The organism is Shewanella sp. VB17, assembly GCF_013248905.1.
GTDB lineage: Bacteria > Pseudomonadota > Gammaproteobacteria > Enterobacterales > Shewanellaceae > Shewanella.
In genome coordinates this window covers 4,713,111-4,733,994 of record NZ_JABRVS010000001.1, presented here as the reverse complement: position 1 = coordinate 4,733,994, position 20,884 = coordinate 4,713,111, and the positions used below count along the sequence as shown (strand labels likewise).

8 protein-coding genes and 3 rRNA genes are annotated in these 20,884 nt (G+C 43.3%); 9 read left to right on the top strand and 2 right to left on the bottom strand.

Annotated features, from left to right (window positions below; genetic code table 11):
- Window positions 1-40 precede the first annotated feature (40 nt).
- The 9 genes from pdhR to rrf all read left to right on the top strand — a co-directional run bounded on the left by pdhR (window position 41) and on the right by rrf (window position 17,706).
- The gene (pdhR, locus tag HQQ94_RS20370; protein ID WP_173296135.1) at window positions 41-793 is read left to right on the top strand and encodes a pyruvate dehydrogenase complex transcriptional repressor PdhR; all 753 of its coding nucleotides are present in this window, start codon (window positions 41-43) and stop codon (window positions 791-793) included.
- A gap of 77 nt (window positions 794-870) precedes the next feature.
- On the top strand, window positions 871-3,534 hold the full coding sequence (gene aceE, locus HQQ94_RS20365; protein WP_173296134.1) for a pyruvate dehydrogenase (acetyl-transferring), homodimeric type: 2,664 nt from the start codon (window positions 871-873) through the stop codon (window positions 3,532-3,534).
- Window positions 3,535-3,547: 13 nt separating this feature from the next.
- Complete coding sequence (gene aceF / locus HQQ94_RS20360) at window positions 3,548-5,413, top strand: pyruvate dehydrogenase complex dihydrolipoyllysine-residue acetyltransferase (protein WP_173296133.1); 1,866 nt, start codon at window positions 3,548-3,550, stop codon at window positions 5,411-5,413.
- Between the two features lie 177 nt (window positions 5,414-5,590).
- A complete protein-coding gene (lpdA, locus tag HQQ94_RS20355) occupies window positions 5,591-7,021 on the top strand; it encodes a dihydrolipoyl dehydrogenase (RefSeq protein ID WP_173296132.1) in 1,431 nt (476 codons plus the stop codon).
- 124 nt (window positions 7,022-7,145) lie between these two features.
- Entirely contained in the window at window positions 7,146-9,413 is a 2,268-nt protein-coding gene (locus HQQ94_RS20350; RefSeq protein WP_173296131.1) for a patatin-like phospholipase family protein, read from the top strand.
- A 114-nt stretch (window positions 9,414-9,527) separates the two neighbouring features.
- Window positions 9,528-11,576, top strand: coding sequence for a M13 family metallopeptidase (locus tag HQQ94_RS20345; protein WP_173296130.1), 2,049 nt, complete (start codon window positions 9,528-9,530; stop codon window positions 11,574-11,576).
- Between the two features lie 785 nt (window positions 11,577-12,361).
- Window positions 12,362-13,906: ribosomal RNA gene (locus HQQ94_RS20340) — 16S ribosomal RNA — on the top strand.
- A 469-nt stretch (window positions 13,907-14,375) separates the two neighbouring features.
- Window positions 14,376-17,283, top strand: a 23S ribosomal RNA gene (locus HQQ94_RS20335).
- Window positions 17,284-17,590: 307 nt separating this feature from the next.
- Window positions 17,591-17,706, top strand: a 5S ribosomal RNA gene (gene rrf / locus HQQ94_RS20330).
- Together the 16S, 23S and 5S rRNA genes form the textbook arrangement of a ribosomal RNA operon.
- Before the next feature lie 1,116 nt (window positions 17,707-18,822).
- Here rrf and HQQ94_RS20325 read toward each other — a convergent pair.
- Both HQQ94_RS20325 and rarD read right to left on the bottom strand, forming a co-directional pair.
- On the bottom strand, window positions 18,823-19,830 hold the full coding sequence (locus HQQ94_RS20325; RefSeq protein WP_173296129.1) for a class I SAM-dependent rRNA methyltransferase: 1,008 nt from the start codon (window positions 19,828-19,830) through the stop codon (window positions 18,823-18,825).
- A 97-nt stretch (window positions 19,831-19,927) separates the two neighbouring features.
- A complete protein-coding gene (rarD, locus tag HQQ94_RS20320; RefSeq protein WP_173296128.1) occupies window positions 19,928-20,857 on the bottom strand; it encodes an EamA family transporter RarD in 930 nt (309 codons plus the stop codon).
- Between the last annotated feature and the right edge of the window lie 27 nt (window positions 20,858-20,884).

The following is a 20,884-nucleotide window of genomic DNA, read 5'->3' as shown; positions in this document are numbered from 1 at the left end:
AAATTGGTAAGACCAATTTACAATAGAAGCTGAGGGCCATATGGCTTATAGCAAAATAAACCAGCCAAAAATATCCGATGTCATTATGGGGCAATTGGAGCAAATGATCCTTGAAGGAAGTCTTCAACCGGGTCAAAAGCTACCACCAGAGCGTGAACTCGCACTTCAGTTCGAAGTATCACGCCCGTCACTACGTGAAGCGATTCAAAAGCTTGAAATTAAAGGTTTGTTGATGCGTCGTCAAGGTGGTGGCACGTATGTTAAAGAGCAATTGTGGCAGAGTTTAGCAGATCCTATAGTGGAATTAATGCATAGCGATTCTGAGAGCCAGTATGATTTGCTTGAATTTCGTCATGCAACTGAAGGTATGATGGCATATTTTGCCGCTCTGCGTGGTACTGATGCTGATATGCAGAATATTCAACAAACAGTAATGGATGTTGAAGCTGCGATAGGTATCGATGATCAAGCTGATGCCATTGTGTGTTTTTATCGCACGATTGCAGAGGCATCACATAACGTTGCAATGCTGCATCTTGTATTAAGTTTATCACCTGTGCTGCATAAAAATGTGGCACAAAATTTAGCGCTTCTTGAGCGAAGAGAGGAAGCTGCCACTATGGCGAATGAACACAGACGAGCTTTACTCGCTGCCATTGTTCGCCGAGATCCCGATGCAGCGCGTGAAGCTTCGAATGAACATTTAAGTTACATTGAAGAAGTTATGTTATCTGTAAGGGAAGAAGACAGTCGGTTGCAGCGAAGTCTGCGCCGTTTAAAAAGCGGTGTTTAAGACCTCAAAATGAGGTCAACATCAGAGCATATTCTGAAAATTCAAATTTCATAACGTATATAGGGAAGGACTGCAAAATGTCTGAACATATGCTACAAGACGTAGATTCATTAGAAACGAATGAGTGGTTATCTGCTCTAGAGTCAGTTGTACGCGAAGAAGGTGTTGAGCGTGCTCAATATATATTAGAACAAGTACTTGATAAGGCACGCTTAGACGGTGTTGATATGGCGACTGGTATCACCACGAACTACATCAATACCATTCCTACAAATCAAGAACCTGCTTACCCTGGTAACACGACGCTGGAGCGTCGTATTCGTTCTGTCATTCGTTGGAATGCGATAATGATTGTGTTACGTGCGTCTAAAAAAGATTTAGACCTCGGTGGCCACATGGCTTCATTCCAATCTGCGGCTTCATTTTATGAAGTATGTTTCAATCATTTTTTTCGTGCTCCAAACGACGTGGATGGTGGTGATCTTGTTTATTATCAAGGTCATATTTCCCCTGGCATTTATTCTCGTGCATTTGTTGAAGGTCGGCTAACAGAAGAGCAGTTAGACAATTTCCGTCAAGAGGTTGATGGTAAAGGGCTTCCTTCATACCCTCATCCAAAGCTAATGCCTGAATTTTGGCAATTTCCAACGGTCTCTATGGGTCTTGGCCCTATGTCAGCGATTTATCAGGCTCGTTTTCTTAAGTACTTAGATGGCCGCGGCTTAAAAAATACATCGGCACAGCGTGTTTATGCTTTTCTTGGTGATGGTGAAATGGATGAGCCTGAATCTCGTGGTGGTATCTCTTTCGCTTCTCGTGAAAAACTAGATAACTTATGTTTTGTGATTAACTGCAACCTACAGCGCCTTGATGGTCCTGTAATGGGTAACGGTAGCATCATTCAAGAGCTTGAAGGTTTGTTTAGAGGTGCTGGTTGGAATGTGGTTAAAGTGATCTGGGGTAACAACTGGGATTCGCTATTAGCTAAAGACACAACGGGTAAGCTATTGCAGTTGATGAATGAAACTGTCGATGGTGATTATCAGACATTTAAATCAAAAGATGGTGCCTATGTGCGTGAGCACTTTTTTGGTAAATATCCAGAAACGGCTGCGTTAGTCTCTGATATGACCGATGTTGAAATTTTTGCACTAAAACGTGGTGGCCATGATTCATCTAAGTTATTTGCTGCATTTAAAAATGCACAAGATACTAAAGGTAAACCGACGGTTATTCTTGCTAAAACCGTAAAAGGTTACGGCATGGGCGAAGCGGCAGAAGGTAAAAACATTGCCCATGGCGTGAAGAAAATGGATATGACTCATGTTATCCAGTTACGTAACCGTCTCGGTCTTGAAGACTTGCTAACAGACGAAAAAGTATCAAAACTTCCTTATCTTACGTTGGAAAAGGGCTCCGCAGAGTATGAATATTTACATGCACGTCGCGAGGCGTTACATGGTTATACACCCCAGCGTCTCCCTAAATTTACTGAAGCATTAGTTCTACCTGAAGTGGATGATTTTCAAACCTTGCTTATTGAGCAAAAGCGTGAAATTTCAACCACAATGGCATTTGTTCGTTCATTAAATATCTTGTTAAAAAATAAAGGTATTGGTAAAAATATCGTGCCTATCATTGCTGATGAAGCACGAACGTTCGGCATGGAAGGACTATTTCGTCAAATCGGAATTTATAATCCAGATGGCCAGGAATACACTCCTGAAGATCGTGGCGTTGTGTCTTACTACAAAGAGGCGACGTCTGGGCAAGTATTGCAAGAAGGTATTAACGAGCTTGGTGCTATGTCGTCATGGGTTGCCGCTGCAACATCATACAGCACTAACGATTTACCGATGATCCCATTTTATATTTACTACTCAATGTTTGGCTTTCAACGTGTGGGTGACATGGCATGGATGGCGGGTGATCAACAAGCTCGTGGTTTTCTATTAGGCGCGACTGCTGGCCGTACGACACTCAATGGTGAAGGCTTACAGCATGAAGATGGTCATTCCCATATTCAAGCGAATACAGTGCCTAACTGCATTTCTTATGATCCTACATTTGCTTACGAGTTAGCCATCATCATGCAAGATGGTATTCGTCGTATGTATGGTGAGACTCAAGAAAACGTGTTTTATTATCTTACTCTAATGAATGAAAATTACGCAATGCCAGCAATGCCAGCAGGCGTTGAAGAAGGGATCCGCAAAGGTATTTATAAACTAGAGTCACATAAAGGCAGTAATAAAGTTCAATTAATGAGCTCTGGTACTATCATGAATGAAGTGCGTAAAGCCGCTCAAGTGCTCAGTGCAGATTACGGTGTTGCTTCAGATGTATATTCAGTGACTTCTTTTAACGAGTTAACTCGTGAAGGGCAGGACGTAGAGCGTTTTAATATGCTTCACCCTGAGGCTGAGCCAAAGCAAGCTTATATCACTCAAGTGATGGGAAGTGAGCCTGCGATTGCGGCGACAGATTACATGAAGAATTATGCTGAACAAGTGCGTGCATTTATGCCTTCAGAAACATTCAAAGTGTTAGGTACAGATGGCTTCGGTCGTTCTGACAGCCGTGAAAATCTACGTCGTCATTTTGAAGTGAATGCTGGTTACGTTGTGGTAGCAGCATTGAGTGAGCTCGCAAAACGTGGTGATATTGAAAAGTCAGTCGTTGCACAAGCCATTGCTAAATTTAACATCGACACTGACAAGACAAACCCGCTATACGCGTAAGAGGCAATATATAATGACAATCGAAATTAATGTACCAGATATCGGTGCGGATGAGGTTGAAGTCACAGAGCTCCTTGTTAGCGTTGGTGACAAGGTTGAGCAAGAACAGTCTTTGATCTCTGTTGAAGGAGATAAAGCAGCGATGGAAGTGCCAGCATCGAAAGCTGGCATAGTGAAAGAAATGAAAGTGGCAGTGGGTGATAAGGTCTCGACCGGTTCATTGATTATGATTTTTGAATCAGATGTGACTTCGGTAACAGCGCCTTCTGCAGAGTCCGTTGCAGTAGCGGCTCCTGTTGTGGCAGTATCTGCTGAGCTGAAAGAAGTTCATGTCCCTGATATTGGTGACGATGAAGTTGAAGTGACCGAAATCTTAATTAGCTTAGGTGACAGTGTTTCTGAAGAACAGTCGCTAATGAGTGTTGAAGGTGACAAAGCGTCAATGGAAGTACCGGCTCCGTTTGCGGGGACACTGAAAGAAATTAAGGTTGCCGTAGGTGATAAAGTCTCTACAGGCAGTTTGGTTATGGTTTTTGAAGTGGCTGGCTCTTCATCAGCTGCAGCTCCAGTGGTTGTCCCTGTCGCGGCTCAGGCTTTATCAACTGCGGTATCGGTACAAGATGTCAATGTACCTGATATTGGTGGTGATGAAGTTGAAGTCACTGAAATAATGGTTAATGTTGGTGATACGGTCACGCAAGAGCAATCTCTGATCAGTGTTGAAGGTGATAAAGCTTCTATGGAAGTGCCAGCGCCTTTTGCCGGCAAAGTAACCGAAATTAAAATTAGCATAGGCGATAAGGTTGCGACAGGATCGTTAATCATGACGTTTGAAACTGCTGGTTCAGTTTTGATTGCGGCTCCCGTAGCAATACCTGCTCAAGCACCTCAAATAGCCACAGCTCCTGCTGTTAATAATGCAGCATCAGCGAAAGAAGATTTTGTGGCTAACACAGCTTATGCTCATGCATCGCCTGTGATCCGTCGTCTTGCTCGTGAGCTTGGGGTCAATTTAGCGAACGTAAAAGGGACTGGCCGTAAACATCGCATCGTTAAAGAAGATGTTCATAACTATGTTAAAGCGGCAGTAAAAGTTGTTGAGTCAGGCAATGCTAGTAAAGGTGGTAAGAGTGAATTAGATTTGCTGCCATGGCCAAAAATTGATTTCAGCAAGTTCGGTGAAATTGAAAGTAAGCCGCTCTCGCGCATTCAAAAAATATCGGGTGCAAACCTGCATCGAAATTGGGTGAAAATCCCCCATGTGACTCAGTGGGATAATGCTGATATCACCGAGCTTGAAGTATTCCGTAAAGCACAAAATACTGCGGAAGCGAAAAAAGACTCAGGTATGAAGATCACGCCATTGGTGTTCATTATGAAAGCGGTCGCTAAAGCGCTTGAAGCATTTCCCACATTTAACTCATCTCTTTCTGAAGACGGCGCGAGCTTAATCATGAAAAAGTATGTGAATGTTGGGATTGCAGTTGATACGCCTAATGGTTTAGTGGTTCCTGTTTTCAAAGACGTGAACAAAAAAGGCATTCATGAACTGTCCGATGAACTTAAAGTTGTGTCTCAAAAGGCCCGTGGTGGTAAATTGACCTCTGCTGATATGCAGGGGGGCTGTTTTACTATTTCAAGCTTAGGAGGAATTGGTGGTACAGCATTTACGCCGATTGTAAATGCGCCAGAAGTTGGTATTTTAGGTGTGTCTAAATCTGAAATGAAGCCTGTTTGGAATGGTAAAGAGTTTGAAGCACGTTTGATGTTGCCGCTTTCTCTTTCTTATGATCACCGAGTGGTTGATGGTGCAGAAGGTGCGCGATTTATTACGTATCTGAATAGCTGTTTATCAGATATTCGCACGCTAGTTTTATAATATTGAAGGCTGCTTAATGTAAGCAGCCTTTTATGTTTAACACGTAAGTGAATGATTGTTATCTGTGTCAAACACGGGGTAAAATGCAGCCACTTACAGAAGATTAATGTTCAATAGCTGACTCTTAACCGTTTTACGTTATATTCGTCAGCGCAATGACAAAAAATAGAGGAAGAGATGAGTAACGAAATCAGAACTCAGGTAGTAGTACTAGGTGCAGGCCCAGCAGGATATTCAGCTGCTTTCCGCGCGGCAGATCTAGGTTTAGATACCGTTATTATTGAGCGTTTTAGTACACTTGGAGGTGTATGTTTAAATGTAGGCTGCATTCCTTCAAAAGCACTATTACACGTATCTAAAGTAATTGAAGAAGCGAAAGCTATTTCATCGCATGGTGTTGTGTTCGGCGAGCCACAAATTGATTTAGACAAGCTTCGTGAGTATAAAAAAACAGTGATTGGTCAGTTGACTGGTGGATTAGGCGGAATGTCTAAGATGCGTAAGGTTGATGTTGTTAATGGATTGGGGAAATTTACAGGTCCAAACACAATAGAAGTCAGTGGTGAAGACGGCGTTAAAGTTATTCATTTTGAAAATGCGATCATCGCAGCAGGATCACGTCCAATCAAACTGCCATTTATTCCACATGACGATCCACGTATTTGGGACTCAACCGACGCACTAGAGCTTAATGAAGTGCCTGGTAAGCTTCTTGTTATGGGAGGAGGTATTATTGGCCTTGAGATGGGCACAGTATATTCTTCTTTGGGTAGCCAGATTGACGTGGTTGAAATGTTTGATCAAGTGATTCCAGCTGCTGATAAAGATATCGTTCGCGTCTATACCAAGCAAATTAAGAAAAAATTTAATTTAATTCTTGAAACCAAAGTGACGGCCGTTGAAGCGAAAGAAGACGGTATTTATGTGACGATGGAAGGAAAGAAGGCTCCAAAAGAGCCAGTTCGTTATGATGTTGTGCTTGTGGCTATTGGTCGTTCACCAAACGGTAAATCACTTGAAGCTGAGAAAGCGGGTGTGAATGTCGATGAGCGCGGCTTTATTAATGTTGATAAGCAAATGCGCACAAATGTGCCAAATATTTATGCTATTGGCGATATTGTGGGCCAGCCAATGCTTGCGCATAAAGGTGTTCATGAAGGCCATGTGGCTGCTGAAGTCATTTCTGGCCTTAAGCATTTCTTCGATCCTAAGGTTATTCCTTCGATTGCATATACCGATCCTGAAGTCGCATGGGTTGGTCTTACAGAGAAAGAAGCTAAAGAGCAAGGTATTGCTTATGAAACAGCGACTTTCCCTTGGGCTGCAAGTGGCCGTGCTATCGCATCTGATTGTAGCGAAGGCATGACTAAGCTTATTTTTGATAAAGAGACTCATCGTGTTATCGGTGGAGCTATTGTTGGTGTTAACGGTGGTGAGTTATTAGGTGAAATCGGTCTTGCGATTGAGATGGATTGTGATGCCGAAGATTTAGCGTTAACCATTCATGCCCATCCTACGCTTCATGAGTCCGTCGGTCTTGCTGCAGAAATTTATGAAGGTTCAATTACAGATTTGCCGAACCCAAAGGCAAAAAAAAAGAAGAAGTAGTTTGAATGTAGTTTGATAACATAAAGGCGCTTTATTAGCGCCTTTTTTGTGGGTCGAATATGTAAAGTATTTTTTGATACAATACGGCAGCCTCTAAAGTCGACTAATGAAGAGATAAGCCCTTATGATACGTTTTATCGCACTATTTTTAATTTTTTGTTTTATCTCGATGCAAACATATGCAGAAGTGCGGCCTAAAATAGGATTAGTACTCAGTGGGGGTGGGGCAAAAGGAGCGGCTCATATTGGTGTGCTTAAAGTACTAGAAGAAAACAGAGTACCCGTAGACTATATTGTTGGAACCAGCATTGGCGCTTATATCGCAGGTATGTATGCATTAGGGTATAGTGCAACAGAAATTGAAAAGATCATGATGAATGAATCTTGGTCTGATGGTTATTCAGATACAATTCCAAGGGAGTCACTAGGTTACCGTAATAAGCAGCAAAGGGATCGATTTAATATTCCATTAGATATGGGATATAGCGATGAAACAGTCAAGTTGCCTAACGGTTTTCTCCGTGGTCAGACCATGTCCCAGCTGCTGCAACGCTCTACTGGCTTAGTGCATCAATTCGGACATTTCGATGAACTGGCTATTCCTTATCGAGCTGTTGCAACGGATCTAGAAACTAGCGAAGCGGTTATTCTTGTTGAAGGTAGTATTGTCAAGGCGATGCAGGCATCGGCAGCGGTACCAGGTGCATTGCAGCCCATTGAATATCATGGCAAACTTTTAGTTGATGGTGGAATTGCCAACAATATGCCAGTTGATGTGGTCAAAGCATTAGGTGCTGACATCGTTATTGCTGTTGATATTGGATCATCTCTCGTTAAAAAAAATGAGCTTGATAGTACGGTTGCTGTGCTTAATCAGCTATCAACTATATTGACGAATGCGAGTACTGCAAGGCAGAAATTATTACTGAGTGAGGATGATATTCTAATCCGTCCTGAAGTGGGGGATATGAGTACCACTGATTTTGACATTATGCCTCAGGCTTTTTCTTTAGGTGAAAAGGCGGCGTTAACGCATGTATTAAGCCTTAAAGGTCTGAGTATTGGTGAGGTTGAATATGCTATTTATAACAAAAATAAACAGCGTATTAGCAGGCGTTGGCTCGATAGTAGTCAGCGACCGTTAGTTAAATTAGTATTTAACAATGATTCGAAAGTCAGTGAGTCTTTATTAAGAGAGAGCTTAGATCTTCATGAAGGCGATGTTGTTTCAAAAGAGCAGCTTAATAAAGCGATTGCAAATGTTTATTCGTTGGATAAATTTGAGCACGTTAATGCTGAGTTTATGGATACAGATCAAGGTCGGGTACTGACTGTCAATACTAAGGCTAAATCGTGGGGGCCAAATTATTTTGATATTGGCTTTAGCTGGGAAGACGATCTTTCTGAGGATTCGAATATAGCATTAGATTTTTCTTATACTATGAATAACCTCACAGATACTGGAGGTGAGTGGCGCAATGAGATCCGATTAGGCTTAGAAAAACTGTTATCGACCGAGTTTTATCAGCCTTTAGATTACGAACAAGATTTCTATACGCGTACTAAATTGTCTTATGAGCTACAAGATAAAGATGTGTACTTGAATAACACTCGTCTGTTAAGAATGGTACAAACGACATACACAGCAGATGCTGGTATTGGTTACTATTATACCAAAAATGGAATGGTTGAAGTTGGATTGATAGGTGAAAAAGGAAAATTAAAAAATGATATATTGCTTGGTCAGTTTAAGTATAAATCTTATGGTGCCTATTTTAAATTAGGTTTCGATGATCTTAATAGTATGAGCTTTCCAACTTCCGGTAATCGTTTTACTTTGAATATGTATTATAGAAACGAAAGTTCAAGCGAAACTGAATTGATTGGTTGTTCAGGTGACTTTGAATTGATTAACTGTTCAGAGCTGTCAGAGCTGATTGGTCATTTAGATCACTCTTTGCAGATAGAAGCTGATTGGCGAGGTGCATTGAGTCTAGGTAATCATGCGTTCGTAGGCATTGGTTCATTTGCGACAGTGGATAGCGAAAACAGCTTTAGTCCTCATTTAACTGAGTTAGGTGGCTTTCTTAATTTATCTGGTTATCACAAAAACTCGTTAGTGGGCACCCATAAGGTGTTTGGTGCTTTTGTGTACCAATATGATCTAGGTCGAGATGTGTTGGGGATGACCGATTACCCTCTATATCTTGGTTCAAGTATAGAGGCGGGCAATGTCTGGAGTAATAAAGAAAGTGTCGATCTTGACGATCTTATTTATTCAGGTAGTTTATATTTTGGTACAGATACGACGATGGGGCCAGCTGCATTAGGTGTTGGTTGGGCCGACAGTGGTGACATGACTATTTTCTTATTTTTAGGTAAAAGTTGGTAAGTCATAAAAAGTAACAAAAAACTAATTGGATATGGGATAGGCACTATGTTATACCGTTAATCAATTCTGATAGTCCAAATAATAACACCCAACATTTATTCAGCGAGAATTATAATGAAAAGAGCAAGTAAACAGGCAGTTCTTATTGGTTTGAGTTTAGGGATAATATCTTGTAGTAGCAATGAACCTACTCGACCAGAACCCCATTTCCCAATTTCTGGTGTTGAAAAAGTGAATTTTGACACATCCGTACGCCATCAAGATGATTTTTATTACAGCGTTAATGGACATTGGCTAGCGAATACTCCTATTCCTGATGACAAATCTAATTACGGTGCTTTTTCAGTTCTTTATGAACAGAGTCAAGATGCATTGAAAAAAATCATAGATGATGCAATGTTAAAACCAAATAAACTTGAGGGGTCGAGTGAGCAAAAGGTTGGTGACTTTTATGCTAGTTATATGGATATTAATATTGTTGAACAGTTAGGGATTTCACCATTGAGCGAACAGCTTTCAGGTATTGCTCTGGCTAAAACTCATAATGACATTGCAAGTTTAATGGGGAGCTTGCTTTTAAGTGGGGTGAAAATCCCACTGGGATTTTACGTCAACAATGATGCTAAGAACTCGACTCAATATGCTGTTTACTTACAGCAGTCAGGATTGACTCTCCCAGATCGCGATTATTATTTAAAAGATGATGATAAGTTTGTTGCTAATCGAACAGCATTAAATGCTTACGTGACTGCTATTATGACTCAGGCTGGTAGCACCGATGCGAAACGTATTGCGATGAGCGTGGCTAAAATTGAACACTTTATTGCCGAAAGTCAATGGAGCCGTGTTCAATCGCGTGATGCTAATAAAAGTTACAATAAGATGGATCGAGCTGATTTACAGTCAAGCATGCCTGAGTTTGATTTTGTGACATTTGCAGCGAGTGCAAGTATAGCGGGAGTAGAAGAAGCCATTGTTCGTCAAAAATCCTATTTAGAAAAACTGGGTCAACATTTTACTGATTTTACCGTTAATGAATGGCAGGACTATTTGTCATTTCATTTAGTCGATAGTTACGCTGAACTACTAAGCCAGAACTTTGTCGACTTACATTTTAGTTTTCACAGTAAAACATTGATGGGGATTGAAGCTCAGAAACCACGTTGGAAGAGAGCGGTTAATGCCGCAGATCAAGTTATTGGTGAGTTGGTAGGCAAAGAATATGTTAAACAGCATTTTAAACCTGAAGCTAAAGATAAGATGGAGTTACTCATTAAAGATCTGATTAAAGGTTTTGAGGTGAGTATCAATGAACTTGAGTGGATGACAGCAGAAACTAAGGTTGCTGCACAACAAAAGCTCGCTAAATTCACCTATAAAATAGGTTATCCAGATAAATGGAAAGATTACACGGCGTTAACGATTAAGTCAGATGAGTTGGTGGGCAATTTTAAGCGTTATGCTCAGTTTGAATATAAGACCATGCTTGATAAGTTGGGTAAACCGATAGATCGCACTGAATGGCATATGACCCCACAAACGGTTAATGCCTATTACAGTCCAGTAATGAACGAAATTGTATTCCCAGCAGCAATACTTCAACCACCATTTTTTAATATTGATGCTGATGATGCGATAAATTTTGGGGCTATAGGTGCTGTTATTGGTCATGAGATCAGTCATGGCTTCGATGACCAAGGGGCAAAATATGATGGTGACGGAAACTTACGTGATTGGTGGACTGATGTTGATCGTAAAGAGTTTAAAAAACGTAGTGATCAACTTTCTGCTCAATACTCACAATATGAAGCATTACCAGGTCAATATGTAAACGGTGATTTGACTTTAGGTGAAAATATAGGTGATCTTGGAGGACTTACTGTCGCAGCTCGTTCATACCACCTCAGTCATAATGGCGATGAAGCATTAGTGATTGATGGATTAACACCAGAGCAAAGGTTATTTATTGGTTGGTCACAAGTGTGGCGCCGCAACTACCGCGATGAAGAGTTAGGTCGTCGTTTAATGACAGATCCACATTCACCTAGTCATTTTCGAGCAATGGGAACACCAAGGAACATCACTGCATTTTACCAAGCTTTCGATTTGAAAGAGGGTGATAAAATGTTTTTAGCGCCAGCAGATAGAGTTAAAATTTGGTAGGCAGTAAATAATGAGCAATAGAAAGCCCATTATTAAATGGGCTTTCTTATGTCTAATACTGACTGATGTCATATTACTATCGTAAAAGTCGGTCAATATGAATGATGAATATGGCTCTATTTCATGATAAAAACCTTAATTGTGGATAAGTTAGGGGGTAAGTAGTGAGTATGATGTGGCTAACGATGTTATTGCAAAAAACATCATATTTAAGTGAAAAAAGCGCTTGTACTCTGCGGTGATATCCCTATAATGCGCAACCACTGACACGGCACAGCAGGCCAACGAGATAGCGTAAACGCTAAGGAGTAAGGGACTTGCAGCAGTGTTAGAGATTGAACTTTCAATAGAAAGCTTAGTCAGGTGAAAAGCGGTTTAAGTGGTTCATTGATGTAGCCTAACACGAAAGTGTACAAGAAAACGTCAATTGAAAATCTTCTTAAAATAAGCGCTTGACGCCAACGATGGAGCGTGTAGAATACGCCTCCTCAAGCCAACGACCTAGCGTCTAACGGCAGTATCTGAAAGATTGGTACTAACGCTCTTTAACAATCTGAGACAAGAAATCTGTGTGGACACTCACAGGTATTGAGTTATTCGAAACTGCCTCTTTTTTCTAGTAAAAAGTGAGGCAGTCAAAAAATTTCTCAATGAATGAGTGTTCATAGATTCGAACCTAGTTTGAATCAATATGTACAATCGTTGTTAATGCTCTTATGAGTGTTGTAAATGACATCAGAATTCATTGAGCCGCTGAGTCCTTAACGGGGTTTAGCAAAAAACTTTAATTGAAGAGTTTGATCATGGCTCAGATTGAACGCTGGCGGCAGGCCTAACACATGCAAGTCGAGCGGAAACGAAGATAGCTTGCTATCAGGCGTCGAGCGGCGGACGGGTGAGTAATGCCTAGATATCTGCCTAGTCGTGGGGGATAACAGTTGGAAACGACTGCTAATACCGCATACGCCCTACGGGGGAAAGGAGGGGACCTTCGGGCCTTCCGCGATTAGATGAGTCTAGGTGGGATTAGCTAGTAGGTGAGGTAATGGCTCACCTAGGCGACGATCCCTAGCTGGTCTGAGAGGATGATCAGCCACACTGGGACTGAGACACGGCCCAGACTCCTACGGGAGGCAGCAGTGGGGAATATTGCACAATGGGCGAAAGCCTGATGCAGCCATGCCGCGTGTGTGAAGAAGGCCTTCGGGTTGTAAAGCACTTTCAGCGAGGAGGAAAGGTTGGTCGTTAATAGCGGCTAGCTGTGACGTTACTCGCAGAAGAAGCACCGGCTAACTTCGTGCCAGCAGCCGCGGTAATACGAGGGGTGCAAGCGTTAATCGGAATTACTGGGCGTAAAGCGTACGCAGGCGGTTTTTTAAGCCAGATGTGAAAGCCCCGGGCTCAACCTGGGAATTGCATTTGGAACTGGGGAACTAGAGTCTTGTAGAGGGGGGGTAGAATTTCAGGTGTAGCGGTGAAATGCGTAGAGATCTGAAGGAATACCGGTGGCGAAGGCGGCCCCCTGGACAAAGACTGACGCTCATGTACGAAAGCGTGGGGAGCAAACAGGATTAGATACCCTGGTAGTCCACGCCGTAAACGATGTCTACTCGGAATTTGGTAACTTAGTTACTGGGTTCCCAAGCTAACGCATTAAGTAGACCGCCTGGGGAGTACGGCCGCAAGGTTAAAACTCAAATGAATTGACGGGGGGCCCGCACAAGCGGTGGAGCATGTGGTTTAATTCGATGCAACGCGAAGAACCTTACCTACTCTTGACATCCTCAGAACTTACCAGAGATGGTTTGGTGCCTTCGGGAACTGAGAGACAGGTGCTGCATGGCTGTCGTCAGCTCGTGTTGTGAAATGTTGGGTTAAGTCCCGCAACGAGCGCAACCCTTATCCTTATTTGCCAGCGGGTCATGCCGGGAACTTTAGGGAGACTGCCGGTGATAAACCGGAGGAAGGTGGGGACGACGTCAAGTCATCATGGCCCTTACGAGTAGGGCTACACACGTGCTACAATGGTCGGTACAGAGGGTTGCAAAGCCGCGAGGTGGAGCTAATCTCACAAAGCCGGTCGTAGTCCGGATTGGAGTCTGCAACTCGACTCCATGAAGTCGGAATCGCTAGTAATCGTGGATCAGAATGCCACGGTGAATACGTTCCCGGGCCTTGTACACACCGCCCGTCACACCATGGGAGTGGGCTGCACCAGAAGTAGATAGCTTAACCTTTCGGGGAGGGCGTTTACCACGGTGTGGTTCATGACTGGGGTGAAGTCGTAACAAGGTAGCCCTAGGGGAACCTGGGGCTGGATCACCTCCTTACCTATACGACTAACTCAATATTTGCTGAGTGTTCACACAGATTACTTGTTCTTGTTAGAGCGAGTGGCACGCCTTTACGGTGATGCTTGTTCTTTAAAAATTTGGAAAGCTGATAGTGTTAATGTGAAAGGGACAGTGAATGGCTTATGTTGTTTGTTGTTAATAGCATTAATGCGAAAATAAATAATTGAGTTCTCAAACACTTAAATCAAGTGCGGAATGATTTACCTTAGGGTAATGAGTTCAAGAGTATTCTTTTGGCGAAAGTAAACACCATTAGTTGCGATACATCTCGTTCAAACTACCCGTTTGAACAATAGATAATATTAGCGCAGCGAGTTTGGTCTTAGGCAAGGCGCGAAAGTGAGCGAGAAAAGCATGTAGCAGCGCTACATAACTGACAAGCGAACTTGAGTAACGCCGCATAAGGGCAAAGTAGCAAGCGAATAAAAACCTATGTGGGTTGTATGGTTAAGTGACTAAGCGTATACGGTGGATGCCTTGGCAGTCAGAGGCGATGAAGGACGTAGTAACTTGCGAAAAGCGTTGGCGAGCTAGTAACAAGCATTTGAGCTAACGATATCCGAATGGGGAAACCCACATGCATAAGCATGTATCACGACATGAATACATAGTGTCGTGAGGCGAACCCGGGGAACTGAAACATCTAAGTACCCGGAGGAAAAGAAATCAACCGAGATCCCCCTAGTAGCGGCGAGCGAACGGGGGTTAGCCCTTAAGTCTATGGGGTGTTAGTGGAATGTGTTGGAAAGCACAGCGGCACAGGGTGATAGCCCCGTACATGAAAAACTAACCATAGATGAAAACGAGTAGGACGGGACACGTGACATCTTGTCTGAACATGGGGGGACCATCCTCCAAGGCTAAATACTCCTGACTGACCGATAGTGAACCAGTACCGTGAGGGAAAGGCGAAAAGAACCCCTGTGAGGGGAGTGAAATAGAACCTGAAACCGTATACGTACAAGCAGTGGGAGCGGTCCTTGAGACCGTGACTGCGTACCTTTGTATAATGGGTCAGCGACTTACATTTTGTAGCGAGGTTAAGCGAATAGCGGAGCCGTAGGGAAACCGAGTGTTAACTGCGCGTTTAGTTGCAAGGTGTAGACCCGAAACCCGGTGATTCTATCCATGGGCAGGTTGAAGATTGAGTAACATCAATTGGAGGACCGAACCGACTTATGTTGAAAAATGAGCGGATGACTTGTGGATGGGGGTGAAAGGCCAATCAAACCGGGAGATATCTGGTTCTCCTCGAAAGCTATTTAGGTAGCGCCTCGAGCGAATACCATTGGGGGGTAGAGCACTGTTAAGGCTAGGGGGTCATCCCGACTTACCAACCCTTTGCAAACTCCGAATACCAATGAGTACTACTCGGGAGACACACGGCGGGTGCTAACGTCCGTCGTGAAAAGGGAAACAACCCAGACCGTCAGCTAAGGTCCCAAAGTTATTGCTAAGTGGGAAACGATGTGGGAAGGCTTAGACAGCTAGGATGTTGGCTTAGAAGCAGCCATCATTTAAAGAAAGCGTAATAGCTCACTAGTCGAGTCGGCCTGCGCGGAAGATTTAACGGGGCTAAGCAATACACCGAAGCTACGGGTGTGCATCTTTGATGTACGCGGTAGAGGAGCGTTCTGTAAGCCGTAGAAGGTGAAGGGGTAACCCACGCTGGAGGTATCAGAAGTGCGAATGCTGACATGAGTAACGATAAAGGGAGTGAAAAACTCCCTCGCCGAAAGACCAAGGGTTCCTGTCCAATGTTAATCAGGGCAGGGTGAGTCGACCCCTAAGGCGAGGCCGAAAGGCGTAGTCGATGGGAAACGGGTTAATATTCCCGTACTTCTGCTAACTGCGATGGAGAGACGGAGAAGGCTAGGCTAGCGCGGCGTTGGTTGTCCGCGTTTAAGGTAGTAGGCAGTATTCTTAGGCAAATCCGGGAATACGCATTAAATTGCGATGCTGAGAGCTGATGACGAGTCACTAAGGTGATGAAGTAGTTGATGCCATGCTTCCAGGAAAATCTTCTAAGCTTCAGGTTAGTAGGAATCGTACCCCAAACCGACACAGGTGGTTGGGTAGAGAATACCAAGGCGCTTGAGAGAACTCGGCTGAAGGAACTAGGCAAAATGGTACCGTAACTTCGGGAGAAGGTACGCTCCTGTTGGTGATAAGACTTGCTCTTTAAGCTGACGGGAGTCGCAGATACCAGGTGGCTGCAACTGTTTATCAAAAAACACAGTACTGTGCAAACTCGCAAGAGGAAGTATACGGTATGACGCCTGCCCGGTGCCGGAAGGTTAATTGATTGGGTTATCTTCGGAGAAGCTCATGATCGAAGCCCCGGTAAACGGCGGCCGTAACTATAACGGTCCTAAGGTAGCGAAATTCCTTGTCGGGTAAGTTCCGACCTGCACGAATGGCGTAATGATGGCCACGCTGTCTCCAGCCGAGACTCAGTGAAGTTGAAATTGCGGTGAAGATGCCGTATACCCGCGGCTAGACGGAAAGACCCCGTGCACCTTTACTATAGCTTGGCACTGAACATTGAACCTACATGTGTAGGATAGGTGGGAGACTATGAAGTTGGGACGCTAGTTCTGATGGAGTCAACCTTGAAATACCACCCTTGTAGTTTTGATGTTCTAACTCTGGCCCCTGAATCGGGGGTTGAGGACAGTGTCTGGTGGGTAGTTTGACTGGGGCGGTCTCCTCCCAAAGAGTAACGGAGGAGCACGAAGGTTGGCTAAGTACGGTCGGACATCGTACGGTTAGTGCAATGGCATAAGCCAGCTTAACTGCGAGACATACACGTCGAGCAGGTACGAAAGTAGGTCATAGTGATCCGGTGGTTCTGAATGGAAGGGCCATCGCTCAACGGATAAAAGGTACGCCGGGGATAACAGGCTGATACCGCCCAAGAGTTCATATCGACGGCGGTGTTTGGCACCTCGATGTCGGCTCATCACATCCTGGGGCTGAAGTCGGTCCCAAGGGTATGGCTGTTCGCCATTTAAAGTGGTACGCGAGCTGGGTTCAGAACGTCGTGAGACAGTTCGGTCCCTATCTGCCGTGGGCGTTGGATGATTGAAGGAAGCTGCTCCTAGTACGAGAGGACCGGAGTGGACGAACCGCTGGTGTTCGGGTTGTTATGCCAATAGCATTGCCCGGTAGCTACGTTCGGAATCGATAACCGCTGAAAGCATCTAAGCGGGAAGCGAGTCCTAAGATGAGTCATCCCTAGGGATTTAATCCCTTTAAAGAGCCGTTCGAGACTAGGACGTTGATAGGCAGGGTGTGTAAGCGTTGTGAGGCGTTGAGCTAACCTGTACTAATGACTCGTAAGGCTTAACCATACAACCCAGATGGGTTTTACTTCTAAGAAGTTTGTGGTTAATGAGTGATTACAGAGCACAAAAGAATACCAATTTGATTTAAGTTGGTCATAAAATGCTCCTGCATTTATGACATACAGTACATCCGTGTACTAAACCCAATTATATTTATTTAACAGCTTTTCGAATTTAGTTATTTGGTTAATTACGCAGGAAATTGTTTGGCTGACAAAGCCGTAACGAGCGAAGCGCTGCGTGTACTTTAGTACACAAGCACTGGAGCGAGGAAACAATGCCGTTAGACGAATAATTAACCAGTAAGAATTTGTCTGGAAACCATAGCATTGTGGCACCACCTGATCCCATCCCGAACTCAGAAGTGAAACGCAATCGCGCCGATGGTAGTGTGGGGTCTCCCCATGTGAGAGTAGGTCATTTCCAGGCGCCTATTTAAGTAGAGAAGCCACCTTATTAAGGTGGCTTTTTTGCGTTTGGACTGTTAATAGTTTGACACTTCATTTGGCGTATCTAATGTTATTCTAGGCAGGTGGCTTATCCACTTAAGCACGTACAATGCCTACTTCGATCTCAACCCGCCGCTAAGCGGACTCCCCAGTTCAGCGACAGTGCGTCGTTACAAAGCAGCTGAATGCGATGCATTCAAATCACTACTTCTTCACCCCCATGTGAGAGTAGGTCATTTCCAGGCGCCTAATTCGTTTTCACTTTTTCTTTTTAAATGTTGCAAAACACTCACTCGGCTGTCAATGCAGGTTTAATCGCTTTAGCATATTTCGTCATGTTAGATGGGACTTTCCATTTTGAAAATGCGAGTGCGTTATAACAATTGCATTAGCTAATCGACCAACTTAATTCAATCTCTCATTCACAAGTTTTTGACCCTATTTCGATCTGAAATAAAACTGTTCCACGCCATGGATACTTGCTCAACAATGTCATCAAAACCTGAAAAAGTTAGATTAGATAAATATCTCTGTCTTAGTCATTGCCAAACTTGTTCAATGGGATTTAATGCTGGCGAATAGGGTGTTAACTTGAGCAAAGATAAATGATCAAATGGCTGTGCCGTGTCCATGGTATACCATCGAGCTGCGTTAAAATATTCCAGCTTGTGCCTCCATTATGATGACTACGTATCGTTCCTCAGGAGTTGCAGCTGAAATTTGCCGTAGATGCTCTCTCATGGGATCTTTATTCAAGGGCTTCAGTTGCCTTGTGGATGGGCAAACCGTACCGCATATGTAGTCATACTCAAACTGTTGTTGCTGTAGTGTTCTAGGGCGGCTACCTTTCTATGTCCATAACTTTATGCTGGTATTTTGTTGGCTAAAACAACCTTCATCTTCAAAGCAAAAGTCGACTCATCTAGACTGACATTGATAGGGATCTTTTGAGCGTTTTAAATTTTAGTTTTTTACACTCTTCTTGAGCTTAGAGCGATTGCTTTGGGTGCTTTGAAACTGAAGCCTATTGATTCAGGATCCAGTAAATATGCGAGGTACTGTAAGTGATCCCATACTCAATTTCGATAAACTCACATCAGCCTAAGGTTAAGGCAACTATTTTAAGTGGATGGTTATCATCAAATGATGGGAAGTCTTCATGGCAATGTAACCAGCTGTGGTGGGTGATCTTACGACCCTGTTTTTCAACGCATCTGACTAAGCTGTCAAACCACATGTGGCGATCGACTTTAGCGACATTATTACAACAGACGATAGTACCGCCTTTCTTGGTGGCCAACATTGCGGGTTTAAAAAGACCTTGATAGTCATTGATGAGATCGACCGTACCGAAGGCACTTTTTGCAAAGCGGGGGGGATCGAGAAACACCAGTTCAAACTGGGTGGCGGTCATTTTTGGGTAGGATGGCAGCTTTTGATTACGACGTCCAGCGACTTTAAGTCCTGCTAGCTGCCTAAGTGCTGGGAATGCATCACTTTGAATAAATTGACATATATCATCTACGCCATTGAGCTCAGCATTTTTGCGGCCAGCTTCTAAGGCAAATGATGAAAAATCAATATTGGTGACACGTTTTGCTCCGCCTACAGCTGCTGCTGTTCCAATACCACAGGTATAAGAGAAGAGGTTAAGGACCGTTTTATGTTTGCTGTTAGCATTAACGTATTCACGTCCAATGCGCATATCTAAAAATAGTAGCGGATCTTGTCCTTCATGGCGTAATTTTGAGGTGAACTTAATGCCATTTTCTAGTATGACTTGTGTTGACTGTGCAAATTCATCCGTTTTAGACTCTAGGGTGTTAACCACTCGAGAGTTTTTATCTGATCGATCATTATAGACTATCGGTAAGTGGGCTAACTCTACGAGTAGACCCTCTATTGTGTTAAATTCATCTTGGGTTAAGGTGTGATGAAAAGTTTGTATTAGCCATGCGTCACCGTATCGGTCGATATTCAAGCCCTTGTGTCCTTCAACCGTACCGTGAAAAACGCGAAAACAGTTGGTTTTATTTAACTTAGTGTCCGTTAAAAAGGGCTGACGTTTTGCTAACGCGCTCGCTAATAGAGATGAAATAGACATAGTTTTGGCTCGTATTGAGTGCTGACGAGTCAACACGTTATGTTTGCATGTAATAAGGTCGCATAATAACAGATATCTCTTGTTATAATTGATATTACTACTGAACTTGCCTATTGGTTAAAAATCGGTGTTTGAGTGCAGGGAGTGCTTCTAATGAACATAGCAAGAGTCCGGTCCAGATAAATGCAAAGCTGACGGTTTTAACATGATCGAAATGTTCATTAAACAATATAACGGCTAAGAGAAAGTGTAAGCTAGGCTCAATATATTGCATGAGACCTATCATGGATAAACTGGTGGCCCTGACTGCCAGAGCAAAAAAAATTAAAGGCAGCAGAGTCAAAGGTGCTGTACCAATGTAAAGCAGTAATATCGATGTTTGTCCTGATAATGCAACACTTTGCTCTGTACTCCATAACCAGATCAGATATATTGTGGCAAATGGCATCAATAAGATGGCTTCCAGTGTCACAGAGGTGAGTGAATCGAAGCGGATAAATTTCTTACATAGGCCATAAAGGGCAAAAAAAACGCCCATGCTTAATGCGAGCCACGGCAGTTCGCCATAGTTATAGACCATGTAGCTAATCCCTACTGCTCCGAGAATGACTGCTGCTTTCTGGGCTGGAGTTAATTTATCACCCATAAACAGGACGCCGAGTCCAATAGCGAATAGGGGATTAATAAAAAAACCTAAACTGGCGGCTAATACTTGCTCATGGGTGATTGCCCAAGTGAAGCTATACCAAGAAATACACATGATAAGGGCGGCGATACCACATAGTAAGACGGAGGTTTTGTCGGTTTTAATTTCGTTAAGTGACGGTATACCACGCCCTAGAAGTAAAAACACTAAGGCCATAAAGGGGACGGAGAATAATATTCTAAATGCCAATAATTCATTAATATTAGCATTGGGAAGAAATTGATAATAGAGCGGCATCAAACCCCATAACAAAAATGAGAAGGCAGCGATTGCGTTACCTTTAAATGAAGACGATGTCGAGTTTGATGTTGTGGAATGCATAAAAAATTAACTTGAATTAAAGTGGTC

Bases quoted from the DNA above. Each gene is read 5' to 3' on its own strand.
- pdhR (WP_173296135.1), top strand. From the start codon at position 41: ATGGCTTATAGCAAAATAAACCAGCCAAAAATATCCGATGTCATTATG.
- aceE (WP_173296134.1), top strand. From the start codon at position 871: ATGTCTGAACATATGCTACAAGACGTAGATTCATTAGAAACGAATGAG.
- aceF (WP_173296133.1), top strand. From the start codon at position 3,548: ATGACAATCGAAATTAATGTACCAGATATCGGTGCGGATGAGGTTGAA.
- lpdA (WP_173296132.1), top strand. From the start codon at position 5,591: ATGAGTAACGAAATCAGAACTCAGGTAGTAGTACTAGGTGCAGGCCCA.
- HQQ94_RS20350 (WP_173296131.1), top strand. From the start codon at position 7,146: ATGATACGTTTTATCGCACTATTTTTAATTTTTTGTTTTATCTCGATG.
- HQQ94_RS20345 (WP_173296130.1), top strand. From the start codon at position 9,528: ATGAAAAGAGCAAGTAAACAGGCAGTTCTTATTGGTTTGAGTTTAGGG.
- HQQ94_RS20325 (WP_173296129.1), bottom strand. From the start codon at position 19,830: ATGTCTATTTCATCTCTATTAGCGAGCGCGTTAGCAAAACGTCAGCCC.
- rarD (WP_173296128.1), bottom strand. From the start codon at position 20,857: ATGCATTCCACAACATCAAACTCGACATCGTCTTCATTTAAAGGTAAC.